We start from the raw sequence: 15,823 nt of genomic DNA on the forward strand, positions 1-15,823 counted from the left end.
TTACTGTATATAAAACCAGTTTATACTGTATGAAAACACAGTTATGGTTTTTCATACAGGAAAACAATTATGCTGGCACAACTGACCATCAGCAACTTTGCCATTGTTCGTGAGCTTGAGATCGATTTCCACAGCGGCATGACGGCGATCACCGGGGAAACCGGTGCGGGTAAATCCATTGCCATTGATGCCCTCGGCTTGTGCCTTGGCGGCCGCGCTGAGGGCGACATGGTGCGCATGGGCGCAAACCGTGCCGACCTGTGCGCCCGTTTCTCCCTGAAAGACACCCCTGCCGCCCAGCGCTGGCTGGAGCAGAATCAGCTTGAAGATGGACGTGAGTGTTTACTTCGCCGCGTTATTAGCAGCGACGGTCGCTCACGCGGCTTTATCAACGGCACAGCGGTCCCGCTCTCCCAGCTCCGTGAACTCGGCCAGTTGCTTATCCAGATCCACGGTCAGCACGCGCATCAGCAACTCGTTAAACCCGAACAGCAGAAAGCGCTGCTGGATGGCTATGCGGGTGAATACGCGCTTACTCATCTTATGGCAGAGCACTATCGCCAGTGGCATCAGAGCTGCCGTGAACTTGCCCAGCACCAGCAGCAAAGCCAGGAGCGCGCCGCCCGTGCGGAGCTGCTGGAATACCAGCTTAAAGAGCTGAACGAATTCAACCCGCAGCCGGGTGAGTTTGAGCAAATCGACGAAGAGTACAAGCGCCTGGCGAACAGCGGTCACTTGCTCTCAACCAGCCAGAATGCGCTCAACCTGCTGGCGGATGGCGAAGACGTGAACCTGCAGAGCCAGCTTTATAACGTCCGTCAGCTGCTTACCGAACTGGTCGGCATGGACAGCAAACTGTCTGGCGTCCTGGATATGCTGGAAGAGGCGGCCATTCAGATCTCTGAAGCCGGTGACGAACTTCGCCACTACTGTGAGCGTCTGGATCTCGACCCGAACCGTCTTTTTGAGCTGGAGCAGCGTATCTCCCGTCAGATCTCGCTGGCGCGCAAGCACCACGTTACGCCGGAAGAGCTGCCGGGCTACTATCAGTCTCTGCTGGACGAGCAGCAGCAGCTTGACGATCAGGCTGACTCGCAGGAGACCCTCTCTCTGGCGGTGAGCCTGCACCATGAACAGGCGCTGGCGACAGCGCAAAAGCTGCATGAAATTCGTCAGCACTATGCTCAGGAGTTAAGCCAGCACATTACCGACAGCATGCACACGCTGGCGATGCCGCACGGCGTCTTCACCATTGACGTTCGCTTTGAAGAGAACCACCTGACGGCGGAAGGTGCGGATCGCATCGAATTCCGCGTCACCACCAACCCGGGGCAGCCGCTGCAGGCGATCTCCAAAGTGGCCTCAGGCGGTGAACTGTCGCGTATTGCGCTGGCGATTCAGGTGATCACCGCGCGTAAAATGGACACCCCAGCGCTGATTTTCGATGAAGTGGATGTCGGCATCAGCGGCCCGACGGCGGCGGTGGTGGGTAAACTGCTGCGCCAGCTCGGCGAATCCACGCAGGTGATGTGTGTCACCCACCTGCCACAGGTCGCGGGCTGCGGTCATCATCACTTTATTGTCAGCAAAGAAACCGACGGCGAAATGACCGAAACGCACATGAAGCCGCTGGATAAACGTGCGCGTCTGCAGGAGCTGGCACGCCTGCTCGGCGGCAGCGAAGTCACGCGCAACACGCTCGCGAACGCGAAAGAACTGCTGGCGGCATAAACTTTTTCGGGATCTCAGGGTCATACAGAACAACAAAAACGCCGCCAGACCGGTTTCAAAGTGGGGCAAGGTCTATTATCATCGGCATATTACATATGAGCCGCGTTCTGCTCGGGCCCGAAAAGGAATCAAATCACTATGCGTTGTAAAATGCTGACCGCTGCCGCAGCGGTTCTTCTGATGTTGACCGCAGGCTGTTCCACTCTGGAGAAAGTGGTTTACCGTCCTGACATCAACCAGGGGAACTACCTTACCCCTAACGATGTGTCCAAAATCCGCGTGGGGATGACACAACAGCAGGTCGCTTATGCACTGGGAACCCCGATGATGTCCGATCCGTTCGGCACTAACACCTGGTTCTATGTATTCCGCCAGAAGCCGGGCCATGAAGATGCGACCCAGCAGACCCTGACGCTGACCTTCAGCAGCGCCGGTGTGTTGACCAACATCGACAACAAGCCTGCCCTGACTAAATAATCCGGTGTCAGAAATGCAAAAAGGTGCTCATTGAGCACCTTTTTTGTATCTGAGTTCTTACGAAGAATCGTAGCCCCGCTAAGCGCTGCGCCACCGGAGAAGAAAGCGCTACTTACTGGCCTTCTCCGCGCGCTGACGACGCAGCTCTTTCGGGTCGGCAATCAGCGGACGATAAATCTCCACCCGTTCGCCCTCTTTCAGCACATCGCCCAGCTTCACCGGACGGCTAAAAATCCCGACCTTGTTCTTCGCCAGGTCGATATCGCTGCGAAGCTCGAGGATGCCGGAAGCACGGATGGCCTCCTCAACGGTCGCCCCCTCCTCCAGCGTCACGCGCTGCAGATACTGCTTCTCCGGCAACGCATAAACCACTTCTACAGCAATCTTATGCGACACTGTAAACCTCTTTGGCGCGGGTGGTGAACGCCTGAACCATATTCGATGCCAGCTCTTTAAAGATGCGGCCAAACGCCAGCTCAATCAGCTTATTGGTGAACTCGAAGTCCAGATGGAACTCAATGCGGCAGGCGTCAGCGCTCAGCGGCGTAAACTTCCAGCCCCCCATCAGGGTCTTAAAGGGACCATCCACCAGATGCATCAAAATACTCTGATTGCTCGTCAGCGTATTACGGGTGGTGAACGTCTTGCTGATCCCCGCTTTGGAGACATCCACCGCCGCGGTCATCTGCGTCGGGCCGGACTCCAGAACGCGGCTCCCGGTGCATCCCGGAATAAATTCTGGATAAGACTGAACATCGTTCACTAACTGATACATTTGTTCCGCGCTGTAAGGCACAAGCGCAGTACGGCTAATCTGAGGCATAGCATTTCCCATGGTCACACAACGGACAAATAATAACATTTATCACCTGTTAAAAAAACGCTAAGCCTCATCTCGTGCTAAGATAGCGCGTTAGACCTCACAGGACGCAATGAGGTGACTTTTTGAAATCAGATTACCGACGGCTTTACGACACTTATGACGAAGAAAAAAGCACATAAACCAGGCTCGGCGACCATTGCGCTCAACAAGCGTGCTCGCCACGAGTATTTCATTGAAGAAGAATTCGAAGCTGGCCTTGCGTTGCAGGGCTGGGAAGTAAAATCGCTGCGCGCCGGGAAAGCCAACATCGGCGATAGCTACGTGATCCTGAAAGATGGCGAAGCCTTCCTGTTCGGCGCGAACTTTACGCCGCTGACCGTCGCCTCTTCACACTATGTGTGTGACCCAACGCGCACGCGTAAATTGCTGCTGAACAAGCGTGAGCTGGAATCCCTCTACGGACGCATCAACCGCGAAGGTTTCACCGTGGTCGCCCTGTCGCTGTACTGGAAAAACGCCTGGTGTAAAGTGAAAATTGGCGTCGCGAAGGGTAAAAAACAGCACGACAAGCGTACTGACCTGAAAGAGCGCGAGTGGCAGCTGGACAAAGCGCGCATTATGAAAAACGCAGGACGTTGATTCTGCACACTTATTGTACTATTCAATAAGTTAGCGTTCCGGGCTGGTATCCAGGAAGTGAAATCTGGTATACTCAGTTCAACACTATTGGGGCTGATTCTGGATTCGACGGGATTTGCGAAACCCAAGGTGCATGCCGAGGGGCGGTTTGCCTCGTTAAAAGCCGCAAAAAAATAGTCGCAAACGACGAAAACTACGCTTTAGCAGCTTAATAACCTGCTCTGAGCCCTCTCTCCCTAGCTTCCGCTCTTAAGACGGGGATCAAAGAGAGGTCAAACCCAAAAGAGATCGCGTGGAAGCCCTGCCTGGGGTTGAAGCGTTAAAACTAATCAGGCTAGTTCGTTAGTGGCGTGTCTGTCCGCAGCTGGCGTGCGAATGTAAAGACAAACTAAGCATGTAGTACCGAGGATGTAGAAATTTCGGACGCGGGTTCAACTCCCGCCAGCTCCACCAAATATAACGGCCTGATTCTCTTAGAGTTTCAGGCCGTTTTTCTTTTGGCGTGTGGCACAACTGTGACTCAGGAGTGTACCATATGCCATCAAACAGCATCCCTCATTACCTCTACAAGCGTAACCACGTCTGGTGGTTCAGGAAGCGTTTCGTCGCTCAGGGCAATGCAATCGAATACAGACTGAGCCTGCAAACAGCAAGCTTTCAGCGTGCTCGTCTTCTTGCCCTGCGTTTACAAACACTTTGCAACCAGATGGTTGCTTCTTTGGGGGCCCCAAAAAAACTGAAGAATGGCGTGATGGAAAAATCAGCACAAGAGCAAATCAGAGCAAAACTTCGAGCAAAAATTGCCGAATGGACAGCCGAGGAAACAGAACATTGGTTCTGCGGCTCTAAACGTAATGAAGGCGATCTTAACGATTATCTTGAGACACTAGATATGGTTGTCTCTGATTTGAAAGAACGCATCGCTTACGATGATAAACCATCTCTGCACCGAGCCGAAGCAAGTACCGTTCTGGACGAACTGCCACACCTTAAAGCTACTCTCAGTGATTACGATTACCAGGTCATTACTCGTATGGTGGCACAAGCCAAGGTCAAATCCTTGCAGAATACGCGAGCAATCATTCTTGGTGGTGATGCTGATTGGCTTACAACTAGCCCTGTTTCCTCTAGAGAGACTTCTCGCTCTGATGTTCATTTTCTCTTAGATATGATCAACAAGTACCAAACCGAGAACGCAAGCAAAGAGCACTCGCAGAAAAGTCAGGACAAATATGCTCACTCGCTCGCTCTGACCTTCAGTTTCTTCGGAAATGTGCCTATTTCGGAGATCTCATAATCCAGCGGTAGAGAGTTACGTGAGTTACTTGCCTCATTATCTGAAAAACTCAAAGCAAAAGAAGTGCTCGAAACTCCACTTCTTGAGCTCATTTCTAAGAAAAAAGCTTCCAAAACTATCGCAACAGCTACTGTAAGCACACCCGTTTTAGTTCCACGCACTTTTTGAGATTTCCGGGGTTTCAGCCATCAGCCGGTACTCTTCCGGTGTCAGGTTATTCAGAGATTCGTGGGGGCGCTCGCCGTTATATTCAGCCAGCCAGCGCTCTGTAATTTCCCGTGCTTCATTCAGTGTTCTGAACAGATAAAAATCCAGTATTTCTGTTCTGTATGTCCGGTTGAACCGTTCGATAAAGGCATTCTCTGTTGGCTTGCCGGGACTGATAAACTCCAGCATCACACCATGCTCTTCTGCCCATTGTGCCAGCGTCAGCGAGACCAGTTCCGGACCGTTATCCCTCCGCATCTTCAGCGGATATCCGCGGTTTGCCACGATCCTGTCCAGCACTCTCACGACCCGCTGCACCGGGATATTCAGGTCAATTTCGATCGCCAGTGCTTCGCGGTTAAAATCATCCACCACGTTGAAGGTCCGGAAGCATCTGCCGCACACCAGCGCATCGTGCATAAAATCGATGGACCAGCTCTGGTTCATCGCCTCTGGCGTCGCCAGCGGAGCCGGATTGCGCACCGGCAGGCGCTGTTTTCCCTTACGGCGAAAATTCAGTTTCAGCAGGCAGTAAATCCGGTGAACGCGCTTATGGTTCCAGCTGTTACCCTGCCTGCACAGCACCTGAAAAAGCTTTTTAAATCCGTATCGCGGATAGCGTTCAGCCGCCACGCTCAGCGCCATAATGACCGGCTCATCACGTCGCGTATCCGACTGATAACGAAATACCGTCCTGCTCAGCGATAATATCCTGCATGCCTGACGTAAGCTCATGGCAAACTGCGCGGTCAGATAGCTGACCAGCTCACGCTTTATCGCTGGTTTTAAAGCTTTTTTTCAATAACGTCTTTCAGTGCGCGGCACTCGAGACTCAGGTCCGCAAACATCTGTTTCAGCCGGCGGTTTTCATCTTCGAGGTCTTTCATCTTTTTGATATCAGAGGCTTCCATACCGCCGAACTTCGCTTTCCAGTTGTAGTACGAGGCCTCAGAAATCCCAGCTTCGCGGCAGACATCTTTGACGGTGCGTCCGGCTTCGACGGACTTCAGAACGGCAATGATCTGGTGTTCGGTGAATCGGGCTTTGCGCATGGCGCTCTCCTCCAGGAACATAATCAGTATGCCGGAAGATCTCTAATGTGAATGGTCCGCTTTACCGGGATGCTTACAATGCCACAGGGTTGTTTTGGCGTTTTGGCAGGTCTTTGCAGCATAGCATGGCCTATTGGCAGGGTAAGGAGCTCATATGGCTACAGTTGGCTACGCCCGTGTGTCTACTACCGGGCAAAGTCTGGATACACAGCTCGAAGCGCTATCCGGCTGCGAAAAGATATTCAGGGAGAAAATCAGCGGGGCAAAAGATGACCGTCCAGAACTACAGGCAATGCTGGAGTTTGTTCGTGAGGGCGATGTGGTACAGGTAACAAAACTGGATCGCCTTGCCCGTAATACCCGCCATCTACTGGAAGTCTCCGAATACCTTCAGGGTAAAGGAGTGGCCCTGAATATCCTCAATATTGGCATCAACACAGCCACACCTACAGGAAAGCTGATGCTGACGATGATCGGGGCTATTGCCACATTCGAGCGTGAAATGATGCTGGAACGGCAGGCCGAGGGTATCGCACTAGCAAAACTCAAAGGCAAGTATAAAGCTCGCAAACCAACAGCTCGCAGCAAGGCTAAAGAAGTTATAGTATTGGTCGAAAATGGAACTAGTAAAGCAGAGATTTCTCATCTGTTGAAAATTGGTATCACTAGCATTTATCGAATCATCCGCACTGAACGCCCAGACCTACTAGACAATCAACAAGGAGTGAAACTATGAAATGGCTACTGGCGGCAGGCTGTTTAGCAGCATTCCCCGCTATGGCTGTGTATCAGCCCACTGAAGACGAGTTGCAGTTAATTCAGGTGAATCGAGAAGGGCTTGAGAAGAACATGAAAAATGCCCTCCCACTGCAATCTAAGGTAGATATCTGCATTGGCTACCTGAAAGGTTCGGGGAAACTCAGGGATGAAGCAGGCCATACGACTGAAACTTTCAAGACTCTCGAATACTGGGAAAAAGTTAAACACTATGTTGACTTGTCAGTTAGATACGCAAATGATCGGTATCCGCGACTTTATTACTATGATCAGAAACTGTACGAGAAATTTGGGCCTTTTCCAAAAGACAATGCAAGCATCAGTAAGCTTCTGGATGTAGCCATTGATAGAAATTATCTTAACGTTAAAAATTATGCCGCAGTTAGTCAGCAATATACCGAATCTTTACGAAAGAAAGACCTAAACAAGATTTGTGTAGACTCAGTGACTAAGAAAATGCGTGGACAACTTTTCCCAGCAACAGCCAGCATGGATAAGCTGTTCTATCCGGGCCTTACAACAGATGATACAGGGGCCAAGTTTAACGAGTATCGTAATCAATTCTATGAACATCTCAGATTCACTCAGCTATTGAACAAAATCGAAGGTTCATACTACTGACACCTGCTTGATTAGTAGTACAAAAGAGTGAGACAACCGGAATCGAAGAGTAAAAGTAACTTACTGTTATTCTTTGATTTCATTGTCGTATCAATGGAACCTTGGTTCGCTTCTATCCCAATTGGCAATCTCTACGAATCAATCCCCAGTCTCATATAAGAATTCAGCTCGGTGAGGGGAGTTGAATTCGCGTCCAGTCTTCCTTCTTATATGATTATGAAAACGAATGCGGAATCATTAGCACATGCTGAAGCAAGCCTTTACTTCATTGCAAAGGCTCGTTTAGATAAATTGGCTACTGCTTATTGTTCGTTGTTTTAGTCGGTGAAGGAACTGTACCTGATGATTGACTGGGGACTGGCTGCATTTTCGGCATCGTTGCACCATGTTTCTCAATATTAGAGTTAGATACTTTAATCATCTTAGGTGATATGGCACCATCGCCAATACGAACTGTTTTGTAATTATTAGAACTCATCATCAAACTCCTTATTTTTTATTTTGGCTGCTAGATGAAGTTGCGGAAGGTTGTTTTGCAGCCCCTTCAGATGATTGTTGCGTAGCTTGAGTGGTAGGAATTGCCTGCATCTGAGGAACATTTGCACCATTTCCTACAAATACACGCTGCATAGAAGGCATCATTGCTCCATCCATTCCCATGCCTGTATGTATTACCTGAGATTTATCGTTCAAATTAGCTCCTAACGTTACCTTAGTTTTTAGCAGGATCAGTTGGTGTTGCAGGCGAAGATGTACCATCAGTAGCTGGTGGAACCGTCTGATTTGTTTGCGTTACCGGTTGCATTAATGGGACCGTAGCACCTTTATCAATAGGCACTCTTTGCATCATTGGTGGCGGCAACCCATCGTTGTTAATTTGCTGCGTTTTTTTAACCATATCGCTTTTGCTAACCTCTATTTTTCTATCAAAGGTGATCACTCCAAATGTTATGACCGAGATTATAGCTAAAACAAAAAAACCACCTGAAAATCTGTTCACCCAGTTCAATATCTTTGATTCTAGGCTTACCTTCCCAAAGACACTTTCATCTTCTTCGATGTAGTATTTATGAGCAATTTCTAACTCAGCCCTCAATGCTGCGTTACTAATCGAGAAACTAAATATTGTTGCTAATATTGCACAACCAAATAATATCCATGCAGAGTAAAGCAGCCACATATATGCAGTTTGGTCATGAGGTGCTATATCTTTAAAGACAGTTAATGAGATAGCAAGGCCAGCAGATGACAATGTAAGAATGTTCTTATCATAGTTGTCAGTATTAGAGAGCTCACGCTTATCAACTTCTGCTTTGTAAGTTGCGAAAATTGATGTTGCCTGAGCTCGCTGCTCTTCAGTCCTTGCCACTTATCGATTCCTTAGTGGTGCTTAACGAGGTTTATTCGATTGCGACAACAGTGAGGCTGCAAAACTTTTGGTTTCCTCGCTGTACTTCGAACTCTTCATAACATCGGAAGCTATCGTCTCCATTTCTGCACCAGTTTGCTTACCTGTACGGGCTTGAGCAACTACAGAAGCAGCAAGCTTCTTCTTAATTTCAGAGGAACTGTCATTTTGTAGGGCCTTCGCGGCTTGAGAAGCAAGCTTAGGTGAGGATTGTTTTTTGTTAATAGCCATAGAACATCTCCAATAGCAATACAATATATTGACAACTGAGAAACAACTACAACTACATATAGTATTGCAGAAAAATTTCATTAACAACATCATTGCAAGAACTATTCGTGATGCAGATCATAGAAAGCACTGTTTTTATAAACAGCACTTTGAGACTTGAAGCAGCGCTAACTTTTGTGACATACTCCTTTGACATTGATTCCCGCTATATTGCTTAAAGAATCAGACAGTTAGTATTTAGTTAGTGTCGCTTTCAGCCAGCTCCACCAAAATTCTCCATCAGCGATCACCAGAGTCGACTGATGAAGTCCTGAAAGCCCGCACGGCACAAGCCCTGCGGGCTTTTTTGTACCCTCAACATGTCCCGCGAAGTCCATAAAATTTCCCGGCGACACAGCAACATCAAGCCATTAAACATTATTTCTCTCATGCTCAATAAGCCATTCTTTGCGTGAAATCCCCCCTCCGTAACCTGTCATCGCACCATCTTTTCCAATTATCCTGTGACAGGGGATCACAATCGCAATCCGGTTGGCACCATTAGCTGCAGCGACGGCGCGCACAGCATTGGGCTTATTAAGCCGTAGTGAAATGGCCTGATAGTGTGAGGTCAGTCCATAGGGAACCGCACGCAACGCATGCCAGACGGATTGTTGAAAATCACTGCCCGGAGCATCTAAAGCCAGATCAAACTGTCGGCGCGTTCCGGCAAAATACTCGCCGATTTCTTTTACTGTCTGCCGGGTATGGCTGTTTTCGCCGGTGACGATTCTGGCGTTAAATAAACGCTGGATATCGCGAAATTCAGTTTCTAACATCCGGCGATCGGTAAACTCCAGCAGACAGACTCCCCGCTCTGTCGCGCAGACAAACATCGGTCCAAGCGTCGTGGTAAACCGGTGAATGACTATCACCTGGGTTGCCTGAGTCGGCGCTGCGCCAGTAAGACGCTTGTAGGTATAACCAAAGCCGCTCAGCGATTCATAGCCATTATCCAGCGCAACGTCAGTCGCCGCTCGTCCACTTTTCAGCTCCTGCAGGGCAACGTTCACCCGCTGCATTCGCTGGAAAGCCTGAAAAGTGATGCCGTGATGTTGCAGGAACCAGCGCCTTACCCGCTCCGGGCTGATGCCATGCTGACGAAGCTCCGCGTCTGCTACACGGGATTTAATATCGCGCCTGACAAGCGCAAGCGCCTGCTCAACGAATAATGGCGCGCTGTGCGCATTTTCCGCAGGTCTGCAGACCTTACAGGGACGAAAGCCGTCCGCCAGGGCAGATTTGGCATCTTTATAAAATTCGACATTTTCGCGCTTGGGCTTTCGCGCCCGGCATACCGAAATGCAGAATACGCCCGTGGTTTTGACGCCAACAAAAAACACGCCAGTGTAGTCTGAAGCACGTTCAAGTAATGCCTGATACCAGATATCACACAGATTTTTATCGGTTATTTTCATCGCCAAAAAGTCCTTCAAACGTCTGACGAGATCGGATCGCATGCATGACATCAGTCAGCGTTGACTGCATCGCTGAATGAACAAAATTGCCCATTGAAATGCGGCTTACCCCTGCCCGTTTCAGACTGTCGAATGACGGAAGATCGGGCATACACATGACATTCAAAGGTAACCCCGTTGCCTCTGCAATGAGGCTGATGTCTTTCTCTGACGTCAGGCAGGGAACAAAAAAGCCGTCAGCACCTGCAGCTTTATAGCGTTGACCCCGTAATATCGTCTCCTGCAACGCGTCTTCATGCCCGAGCAGGTACGTGTCAGTCCGGATGTTCAGAAACAGGCTGTAATTTTCGCTTCTCAGCGTATCGCATACTGTTCTCAGGTTACGGGAAAAATCAGAGGCATCGTCAAGCTGACGAACCCCGTTTATGACTCGGCTGTCTTCGAGGTTAACGCCTGCGACGCCTGTCTGAGCAAGGCGCCGCAGATTGTCTGCTATCTCTTCGGCTGAATCACCATACCCTGCTTCCATGTCAACGCTCAATGGCAGGCTGCTGGCAGCCCGGATCCGGGTGACCATATAAAATAACTCATCAAACGGCACTCCCTGCCCGTCGTCATATCCCAGTGTGGACGCTATAGCTGCACTGGACGTTCCCAGAACCTGGTAGCCTGCTTTTTGCGCTGCGACAGCACTGGCGGCATCCCAGACGTTGGCGATAAGAAGAGGCTCATGCTGATAGTGGCGTTCTGCAAAGTTCATATTCATATCCTCTCGATAGATTGAAAATGAATCTAAGCACTCAGGAAGAACCTCACAACCGAAATTCAGACGACCATTTTTTAGCAAACGTCGTCTGAACATGGGGGGCGGAACAGACCAAAACCTTTCAGGCCCGGGCTCCGGCTTTCAGCATGGCTAAGCAGACGAGGCTCTCCCACATGTTCCCCGGTGAAAGCATGGAGCAGGTGACCCAGTGTTCCGGCGAACACAATACGCTGAGCCATGATTTCGTCATAGTAGAGAGGGTCTACCACAACGACATAATCGAGAACGGAGTATTTATCAAACCCGCCATGAACAAGCGAGCCGCCAGCGAGAAGGGAGTGAATCTGCGATCATTCCACCACAATCACTACGTCCAGCCCTGACAGAGCTCATTCATCTTCTCGCTTGAGAAGCTATCCTCTCCCTTTGACCAACATCAACGACACCGCCCCTCCCCCTATGGAGAATAAAAAAACACCCCCACCCAGCGCTACGGAATAGCCGTTCAACCCGAAAGGAACTCCACCATGTACAGACCCATAACCGTCATAATATTCATTCTCCTGACGCTCGCCGCCCTCGCGGAAATAGGCGTTTTATCCTTTGGATAATCCTCAGGCTAAATACCTCTCATCAGGGCATGTTGATCTCATTACAGTTTTTTCCTAAATCCATCCCGTTTCGCCTGTGCCATGCTGAACCACGCTCATAACCGATAACGTTAAATGAGGATATTATGAAAAAAACAATTATCGCATTATCTGCCGTTCTGCTGGCTTCCCCAGTATTTGCTGCGACCACACATGCAACTGACGATACCGTCGCGGCGGCGAACGCAAACGCCAACGAGGCGAAGCAAAAACTGCACGAAGAGCAGAACAAAGGTGAAGAGCTGAAGCTGAAACAGAAGCATGCTGCGGAAGGTAAAAGCGAAAGCTTTGGCAGCAAGGTCAGCGAAGATTCCCAGAAAGCCTGGCATAAAACCAAAGAAGGCACCGAGAAAGGGTGGGATGCCACCAAAGAAGGCGCGGAGAAAGGCTGGAACAAAACCAAAGAAGGTGCCAGCGAGCTGGAAAAGAAAGTCACTGAGTAATTAATTATCCTCACGAAAAGGTCGCGCTTGCGGCCTTTTTTATTTCTTCGAATATAATTAGCACCTCAGGCGTTTACGCAGTGCGCACTTATCGGAGAAACCACTATGTATCGCCTTTTGGCCTTTCTGACCGTTCTGCTGTTATGCCCTTCCCTGCATGCTGCCCCGAAAAGCTACCTTATCGACACCAAAAACACCGCCATTCGGCTCTCGTGGCACGCCTTCGGCGGCATCCTCTCCTGGGCGACGTTCAGCGGCGTGACGGGTGCCGTAACGCTCAATCCGGATAACGACGTTGACGACCACATCCACGTCACCATTCCTGTGGCCACCCTGGTGGCCTCAAACACGCTGCTCACCTGGCAATTAAAAAGCGACATGTTTTTTGATGCGGAGCACTACCCGACCATCGAGTTCATCAGCTCTCGCGTGGTCGACCAGGGCGCCGGACGGTTCAGGGTGTTCGGCACGTTGACCGTTCGAAACATTGCCCGGCCGGTGATCCTGGAGGCCGCGGTGAAAGACCCGCATGCGCAGGCCCTCACGCTGGATGCCACCACCGCGATATCACGCGCGTCCTACGGGATGGATAAGTTTGCCCTGGTCGTGGACGATCGTATTGCCATCGCCATTGCGATACAGACTAACAAGGTGCCGTCATCCTGAAATCACGCGCTGCAGCCGCTCAGCGTTTCCCCGCAGGTGAGACGGCGGGTTGCGGCCAATCAGGACAAACTGGTAGCCCGCCTCCAGCCACCACGCCAGGTTCATGCTGTGCCGCTGCTCCTGCTGGAGCGAGGCCGTCGTCTTCTCATCAACAGGCGAAATACAGAGGGCCATCGGGCCGTAGTCGGGGTTGATCCAGGCAATCTGCGCGATAGAGGTGGTTTCATAGCGCAGCATGCGCACCATTTTAAGCTCAGCCCCCTGCAGGGTAAGCTGCGACAGGTTTAGCGTCATGCCGATGTCCTGCGCGGCCCGTTCCAGCCCGCGCTGCAGAACCGGCGTTGCGCTGTCCATATCCAGCAGCGTCTCGACGCTGTACAGGGACATATATTGCGCTTCGAGGTCGCGGATATGGGCGTTCTCATCCGCAGGCGCAGCTGAGGGACGCAGCAGATACCCCAGCCCGGAACCCACCAGCAAAAAGCTGGCCGAGGCGGCGATCAGCGCCCGTCGGCTGACGCCAGCCGCCGTCGAGACCTGCGGGTCGGGAAGTGCCGCGAGACGCGCCTGCATCCTCTCAAGAGGCGCATCATCCAGCAGGGAGGCAAACGCCCCGGCGTAATCCTGGCTGCTTTTCATCAGTTCGTCGGTTCGCCCGGCGAGGCGTTCGTCACATTTTAACTGTTCTTCAAATAACTGCGCGTCGGCGCGGCACATCTCGCCATCTATCCAGGCCACGATGGCGTCGTCGTTATAGGGCGGTGCAAAACGGTGCGCGTTCAAGAGCGTTTCTCCTTTACCGGAGGCAGTGCGTCAGCGGATTTGGCAAGCCGAGCCCTCGCCGTCGCCAGCCGGCTCATCACGGTACCGATCGGCACCGCCAGGGTCTCCGCCGCCTCCTGGTAGGTAAAGCCTTCGATATAAACCAAAAATACCGCGTTGCGCTGGGCTTCGGGCAGCGCGTTCACGCGCTGCATCACCTTCAGGTAATGCAGGCGCGTCTCATCCTGTTCGCGGGTGTCGGGCGCCAGCAGCTCGTCGCTGGGGACAAATCCCTGCCCCTGGCGAACGTGTCGTGCCCGAAGCTCAGAGATCCAGATGGAGTGCAGGATCGCGAACAGCCACCTGTCGATGCGCGTGCCAGGCGTATACTGGCTGCTTCTTTCAAGCGCACGCACGCAGGTGGACTGAACCAGCTCTTCGGCGATATCCCTGTTTCGCGACAGCACCAGCCCATAGCGCCAGAGGCGCGGCAGGTGTGCGGCGAGCTGTTGACGAACCTCACGGGTTGCGATGGGTTTTCCCTCCACGAGAAGATCAGGATTCCGGGTGTCCATTGATGGCGGCCTGCAGGTCACGGTACTCCTCGCAGGACTGGCCACAGATTCCGGCAATGACCTTCAGCTGTTCTTTCGCGAGGTCGGGACGTCCTTTCACCATCCACGCTTCACCGAGATACTCCCGGGCTTTGGCGTAATCCGGGGCGATAGCCAGCGCACGCTGGTAATAACCAATCCCTTCGTCCGTTCGGCCCAGTTTGCGCGTGGCGAACCCGCGATAGTTCCACGCTTCAGCCGTGTTGCCATTTTTCAGCGAATCCAGCAGGTTCAGCGCCGCCTGGTACTCGCCTTTCTTCGCGAGATGGTACGCATAGTTGGTTTTGTCCTGGTCGCTGAGGCTGCTGCTCTTGTCCGGCACGCATTTCTGCGTGGCGCTGTCATACACCTGTCCGGAAGGACAATCAGGCGTTTTGCTCTCGGTACTATTATTGCCCATGGCCAGCGCCAGTGGAGATAGCAGAGAAAAAATCAGCACCGGGATCAAACGAAACGAGGTTGTGCGCATATAAAACTCCAGGGTGAGTGGGGAGTGACGTCAGTAAACGTCCGGGTGAGGATTTTTATTCATTCTTCGGTGAATTTTTTTCTGTCCTAAAACCCTGCCTGCACTTCAGTTGTAAAGGTAATAAACCAGGTTATTTTTTGTTTTCTCGTTATTATTCCTTGCGCCTATTAGCAGAGTTTTAACCCTGTACAAGAATATATTTCATTACCTAAGTGACATAATATATCTTACATCAAAAACGTTACCCTAACTTAAACACACATTAAGCGCACTTAAATAATAACGTTTGGCATGATATTTAAAATGCTCCCTACCAATTATCATACTGGGTCGTAAACGTTAAATAACAGAACCACAAAAGAAAACAAAAAGACAATAAAAACAACGATATAAAAAACAACAATTATAAAAAAGAGCAATCCATTAATGCCCCACTCATTGTTTCCATCTTTATTTACCAAAGCTTAATTTGCACAACCCTCATTTTCTGTCTATATCATTTTTATATTCCAGAAACCAATTCCTCTATTAATTACAGGGTTTTATAAAATACAAAACACCCATTAAACGGTTTTTTCATAAGTCATTAGATTCGCTCTGATGTTGCCACTCTGACGCATGGCGGGCATCGTGCGCGCTGAAATCTACGGTGAGCGCTGTTTTATAACAGCAACTGCGCCGGGGGCGCCCTTTACCTTCAGCAGAGATGGCTCGTCTTGCTCGCCGTTCATGA

At 50.8% G+C, this 15,823-nt stretch carries 20 protein-coding genes, 1 other RNA gene and 1 pseudogene; 9 read left to right on the forward strand and 13 right to left on the reverse strand.

Translation table 11 applies throughout. The features are described 5' to 3' along the window. Nucleotides 1-69: 69 nt before the first annotated feature. A complete protein-coding gene (gene recN, locus ACOTXT_RS01665) occupies nucleotides 70-1,731 on the forward strand; it encodes a DNA repair protein RecN (RefSeq protein WP_333164042.1) in 1,662 nt (553 codons plus the stop codon). A 138-nt stretch (nucleotides 1,732-1,869) separates the two neighbouring features. Continuing rightward, the gene (bamE, locus tag ACOTXT_RS01670) at nucleotides 1,870-2,208 is read left to right on the forward strand and encodes an outer membrane protein assembly factor BamE (RefSeq protein ID WP_008502502.1); all 339 of its coding nucleotides are present in this window, start codon (nucleotides 1,870-1,872) and stop codon (nucleotides 2,206-2,208) included. 108 nt (nucleotides 2,209-2,316) lie between these two features. Here bamE and ACOTXT_RS01675 read toward each other — a convergent pair whose 3' ends face one another. Further along, the gene (locus ACOTXT_RS01675) at nucleotides 2,317-2,604 is read right to left on the reverse strand and encodes an RnfH family protein (RefSeq protein WP_333164039.1); all 288 of its coding nucleotides are present in this window, start codon (nucleotides 2,602-2,604) and stop codon (nucleotides 2,317-2,319) included. Further along, the gene (locus ACOTXT_RS01680; RefSeq protein WP_014832955.1) at nucleotides 2,594-3,031 is read right to left on the reverse strand and encodes a type II toxin-antitoxin system RatA family toxin; all 438 of its coding nucleotides are present in this window, start codon (nucleotides 3,029-3,031) and stop codon (nucleotides 2,594-2,596) included. The genes ACOTXT_RS01675 and ACOTXT_RS01680 overlap by 11 nt, the downstream gene beginning before the upstream one ends. 156 nt (nucleotides 3,032-3,187) lie before the next feature. Here ACOTXT_RS01680 and smpB point away from each other — a divergent pair, with 156 nt between their 5' ends. From smpB to ACOTXT_RS01695, 3 genes are all read left to right on the forward strand, one after another. Next, nucleotides 3,188-3,670 (forward strand): SsrA-binding protein SmpB, encoded by a 483-nt coding sequence (smpB, locus tag ACOTXT_RS01685; RefSeq protein ID WP_024908331.1) that lies wholly within the window; start codon nucleotides 3,188-3,190, stop codon nucleotides 3,668-3,670. 89 nt (nucleotides 3,671-3,759) lie between these two features. Further along, nucleotides 3,760-4,123, forward strand: a transfer-messenger RNA (tmRNA) gene (gene ssrA / locus ACOTXT_RS01690). A gap of 82 nt (nucleotides 4,124-4,205) precedes the next feature. Further along, on the forward strand, nucleotides 4,206-4,967 hold the full coding sequence (locus tag ACOTXT_RS01695; protein ID WP_021241992.1) for a hypothetical protein: 762 nt from the start codon (nucleotides 4,206-4,208) through the stop codon (nucleotides 4,965-4,967). A gap of 147 nt (nucleotides 4,968-5,114) precedes the next feature. Here the strand turns inward: ACOTXT_RS01695 and ACOTXT_RS01700 are convergent. Further along, nucleotides 5,115-6,226 (reverse strand): IS3 family transposase gene (locus ACOTXT_RS01700; RefSeq protein ID WP_115509563.1). Its coding sequence is split into 2 segments (ribosomal slippage): nucleotides 5,115-5,965 and nucleotides 5,965-6,226, totalling 1,113 coding nucleotides; the frame shifts between segments, so codons are not numbered across the junction. 154 nt (nucleotides 6,227-6,380) lie between these two features. Here ACOTXT_RS01700 and ACOTXT_RS01705 point away from each other — a divergent pair. Together ACOTXT_RS01705 and ACOTXT_RS01710 are read left to right on the forward strand one after the other, a co-directional pair. Continuing rightward, nucleotides 6,381-6,962: a recombinase family protein gene (locus ACOTXT_RS01705; protein ID WP_333164033.1), complete on the forward strand. Its 582-nt coding sequence runs from the start codon at nucleotides 6,381-6,383 to the stop codon at nucleotides 6,960-6,962. Beyond that, on the forward strand, nucleotides 6,959-7,624 hold the full coding sequence (locus tag ACOTXT_RS01710; protein ID WP_021241989.1) for a hypothetical protein: 666 nt from the start codon (nucleotides 6,959-6,961) through the stop codon (nucleotides 7,622-7,624). Before ACOTXT_RS01705 ends, ACOTXT_RS01710 begins: the two co-directional genes overlap by 4 nt. Nucleotides 7,625-7,919: 295 nt before the next feature. Here ACOTXT_RS01710 and ACOTXT_RS01715 read toward each other — a convergent pair whose 3' ends face one another. The 7 genes and pseudogenes from ACOTXT_RS01715 to ACOTXT_RS01745 form a co-directional block, all read right to left on the reverse strand. Next, nucleotides 7,920-8,105 carry a hypothetical protein gene (locus ACOTXT_RS01715; RefSeq protein WP_127341472.1) on the reverse strand — a complete coding sequence of 62 codons (186 nt, stop codon included), beginning with the start codon at nucleotides 8,103-8,105 and terminating at the stop codon, nucleotides 7,920-7,922. A gap of 8 nt (nucleotides 8,106-8,113) precedes the next feature. Next, nucleotides 8,114-8,317, reverse strand: coding sequence for a hypothetical protein (locus ACOTXT_RS01720; RefSeq protein WP_127341473.1), 204 nt, complete (start codon nucleotides 8,315-8,317; stop codon nucleotides 8,114-8,116). Nucleotides 8,318-8,336: 19 nt separating this feature from the next. Continuing rightward, nucleotides 8,337-8,993 carry a hypothetical protein gene (locus ACOTXT_RS01725; RefSeq protein WP_021241987.1) on the reverse strand — a complete coding sequence of 219 codons (657 nt, stop codon included), beginning with the start codon at nucleotides 8,991-8,993 and terminating at the stop codon, nucleotides 8,337-8,339. 21 nt (nucleotides 8,994-9,014) lie between these two features. Continuing rightward, on the reverse strand, nucleotides 9,015-9,263 hold the full coding sequence (locus ACOTXT_RS01730) for a hypothetical protein (protein WP_021241986.1): 249 nt from the start codon (nucleotides 9,261-9,263) through the stop codon (nucleotides 9,015-9,017). Nucleotides 9,264-9,673: 410 nt separating this feature from the next. Then, nucleotides 9,674-10,720 (reverse strand): bifunctional transcriptional activator/DNA repair enzyme AdaA, encoded by a 1,047-nt coding sequence (locus ACOTXT_RS01735; RefSeq protein WP_055322342.1) that lies wholly within the window; start codon nucleotides 10,718-10,720, stop codon nucleotides 9,674-9,676. Continuing rightward, the gene (locus tag ACOTXT_RS01740) at nucleotides 10,704-11,480 is read right to left on the reverse strand and encodes an isocitrate lyase/PEP mutase family protein (RefSeq protein WP_055322343.1); all 777 of its coding nucleotides are present in this window, start codon (nucleotides 11,478-11,480) and stop codon (nucleotides 10,704-10,706) included. The genes ACOTXT_RS01735 and ACOTXT_RS01740 overlap by 17 nt, the downstream gene beginning before the upstream one ends. Nucleotides 11,481-11,638: 158 nt before the next feature. Next, nucleotides 11,639-11,836 (reverse strand): annotated as a pseudogene (locus ACOTXT_RS01745) (nucleotidyltransferase domain-containing protein); the annotation flags it as partial. 386 nt (nucleotides 11,837-12,222) lie between these two features. Between ACOTXT_RS01745 and ACOTXT_RS01750 the strand changes: the two are divergent. Both ACOTXT_RS01750 and ACOTXT_RS01755 read left to right on the forward strand, forming a co-directional pair. After that, nucleotides 12,223-12,579 (forward strand): hypothetical protein, encoded by a 357-nt coding sequence (locus ACOTXT_RS01750; protein WP_008502540.1) that lies wholly within the window; start codon nucleotides 12,223-12,225, stop codon nucleotides 12,577-12,579. 105 nt (nucleotides 12,580-12,684) lie between these two features. Next, nucleotides 12,685-13,245, forward strand: coding sequence for a YceI family protein (locus ACOTXT_RS01755; protein WP_023294379.1), 561 nt, complete (start codon nucleotides 12,685-12,687; stop codon nucleotides 13,243-13,245). Here ACOTXT_RS01755 and ACOTXT_RS01760 read toward each other — a convergent pair. From ACOTXT_RS01760 to ACOTXT_RS01770, 3 genes are read right to left on the reverse strand one after another with little or no spacing between them, the layout of a single operon-like run. Further along, a complete protein-coding gene (locus ACOTXT_RS01760; protein ID WP_055322359.1) occupies nucleotides 13,237-14,028 on the reverse strand; it encodes an anti-sigma factor family protein in 792 nt (263 codons plus the stop codon). The two genes, ACOTXT_RS01755 and ACOTXT_RS01760, sit on opposite strands and share 9 nt — an antisense overlap. Next, nucleotides 14,025-14,582, reverse strand: a complete 558-nt coding sequence (locus ACOTXT_RS01765; RefSeq protein ID WP_055322358.1) for an RNA polymerase sigma factor — start codon at nucleotides 14,580-14,582, stop codon at nucleotides 14,025-14,027. The genes ACOTXT_RS01760 and ACOTXT_RS01765 overlap by 4 nt, the downstream gene beginning before the upstream one ends. Continuing rightward, nucleotides 14,563-15,090 (reverse strand): tetratricopeptide repeat protein, encoded by a 528-nt coding sequence (locus ACOTXT_RS01770; RefSeq protein WP_008502544.1) that lies wholly within the window; start codon nucleotides 15,088-15,090, stop codon nucleotides 14,563-14,565. Before ACOTXT_RS01770 ends, ACOTXT_RS01765 begins: the two co-directional genes overlap by 20 nt. Between the last annotated feature and the right edge of the window lie 733 nt (nucleotides 15,091-15,823).

Origin of the sequence: Enterobacter cloacae complex sp. IR5422, from assembly GCF_049238165.1 — a bacterium.
Lineage (GTDB): Bacteria > Pseudomonadota > Gammaproteobacteria > Enterobacterales > Enterobacteriaceae > Enterobacter > Enterobacter roggenkampii.

Coding starts and splice junctions, on each gene's coding strand:
- ACOTXT_RS01735 (WP_055322342.1), bottom strand. CDS start 10,720: ATGAAAATAACCGATAAAAATCTGTGTGATATCTGGTATCAGGCATTA.
- ACOTXT_RS01705 (WP_333164033.1), top strand. CDS start 6,381: ATGGCTACAGTTGGCTACGCCCGTGTGTCTACTACCGGGCAAAGTCTG.
- ACOTXT_RS01750 (WP_008502540.1), top strand. CDS start 12,223: ATGAAAAAAACAATTATCGCATTATCTGCCGTTCTGCTGGCTTCCCCA.
- ACOTXT_RS01710 (WP_021241989.1), top strand. CDS start 6,959: ATGAAATGGCTACTGGCGGCAGGCTGTTTAGCAGCATTCCCCGCTATG.
- ACOTXT_RS01695 (WP_021241992.1), top strand. CDS start 4,206: ATGCCATCAAACAGCATCCCTCATTACCTCTACAAGCGTAACCACGTC.
- ACOTXT_RS01740 (WP_055322343.1), bottom strand. CDS start 11,480: ATGAACTTTGCAGAACGCCACTATCAGCATGAGCCTCTTCTTATCGCC.
- ACOTXT_RS01755 (WP_023294379.1), top strand. CDS start 12,685: ATGTATCGCCTTTTGGCCTTTCTGACCGTTCTGCTGTTATGCCCTTCC.
- ACOTXT_RS01770 (WP_008502544.1), bottom strand. CDS start 15,090: ATGCGCACAACCTCGTTTCGTTTGATCCCGGTGCTGATTTTTTCTCTG.
- smpB (WP_024908331.1), top strand. CDS start 3,188: ATGACGAAGAAAAAAGCACATAAACCAGGCTCGGCGACCATTGCGCTC.
- bamE (WP_008502502.1), top strand. CDS start 1,870: ATGCGTTGTAAAATGCTGACCGCTGCCGCAGCGGTTCTTCTGATGTTG.
- ACOTXT_RS01680 (WP_014832955.1), bottom strand. CDS start 3,031: ATGCCTCAGATTAGCCGTACTGCGCTTGTGCCTTACAGCGCGGAACAA.
- ACOTXT_RS01715 (WP_127341472.1), bottom strand. CDS start 8,105: ATGATGAGTTCTAATAATTACAAAACAGTTCGTATTGGCGATGGTGCC.
- ACOTXT_RS01730 (WP_021241986.1), bottom strand. CDS start 9,263: ATGGCTATTAACAAAAAACAATCCTCACCTAAGCTTGCTTCTCAAGCC.
- recN (WP_333164042.1), top strand. CDS start 70: ATGCTGGCACAACTGACCATCAGCAACTTTGCCATTGTTCGTGAGCTT.
- ACOTXT_RS01765 (WP_055322358.1), bottom strand. CDS start 14,582: ATGGACACCCGGAATCCTGATCTTCTCGTGGAGGGAAAACCCATCGCA.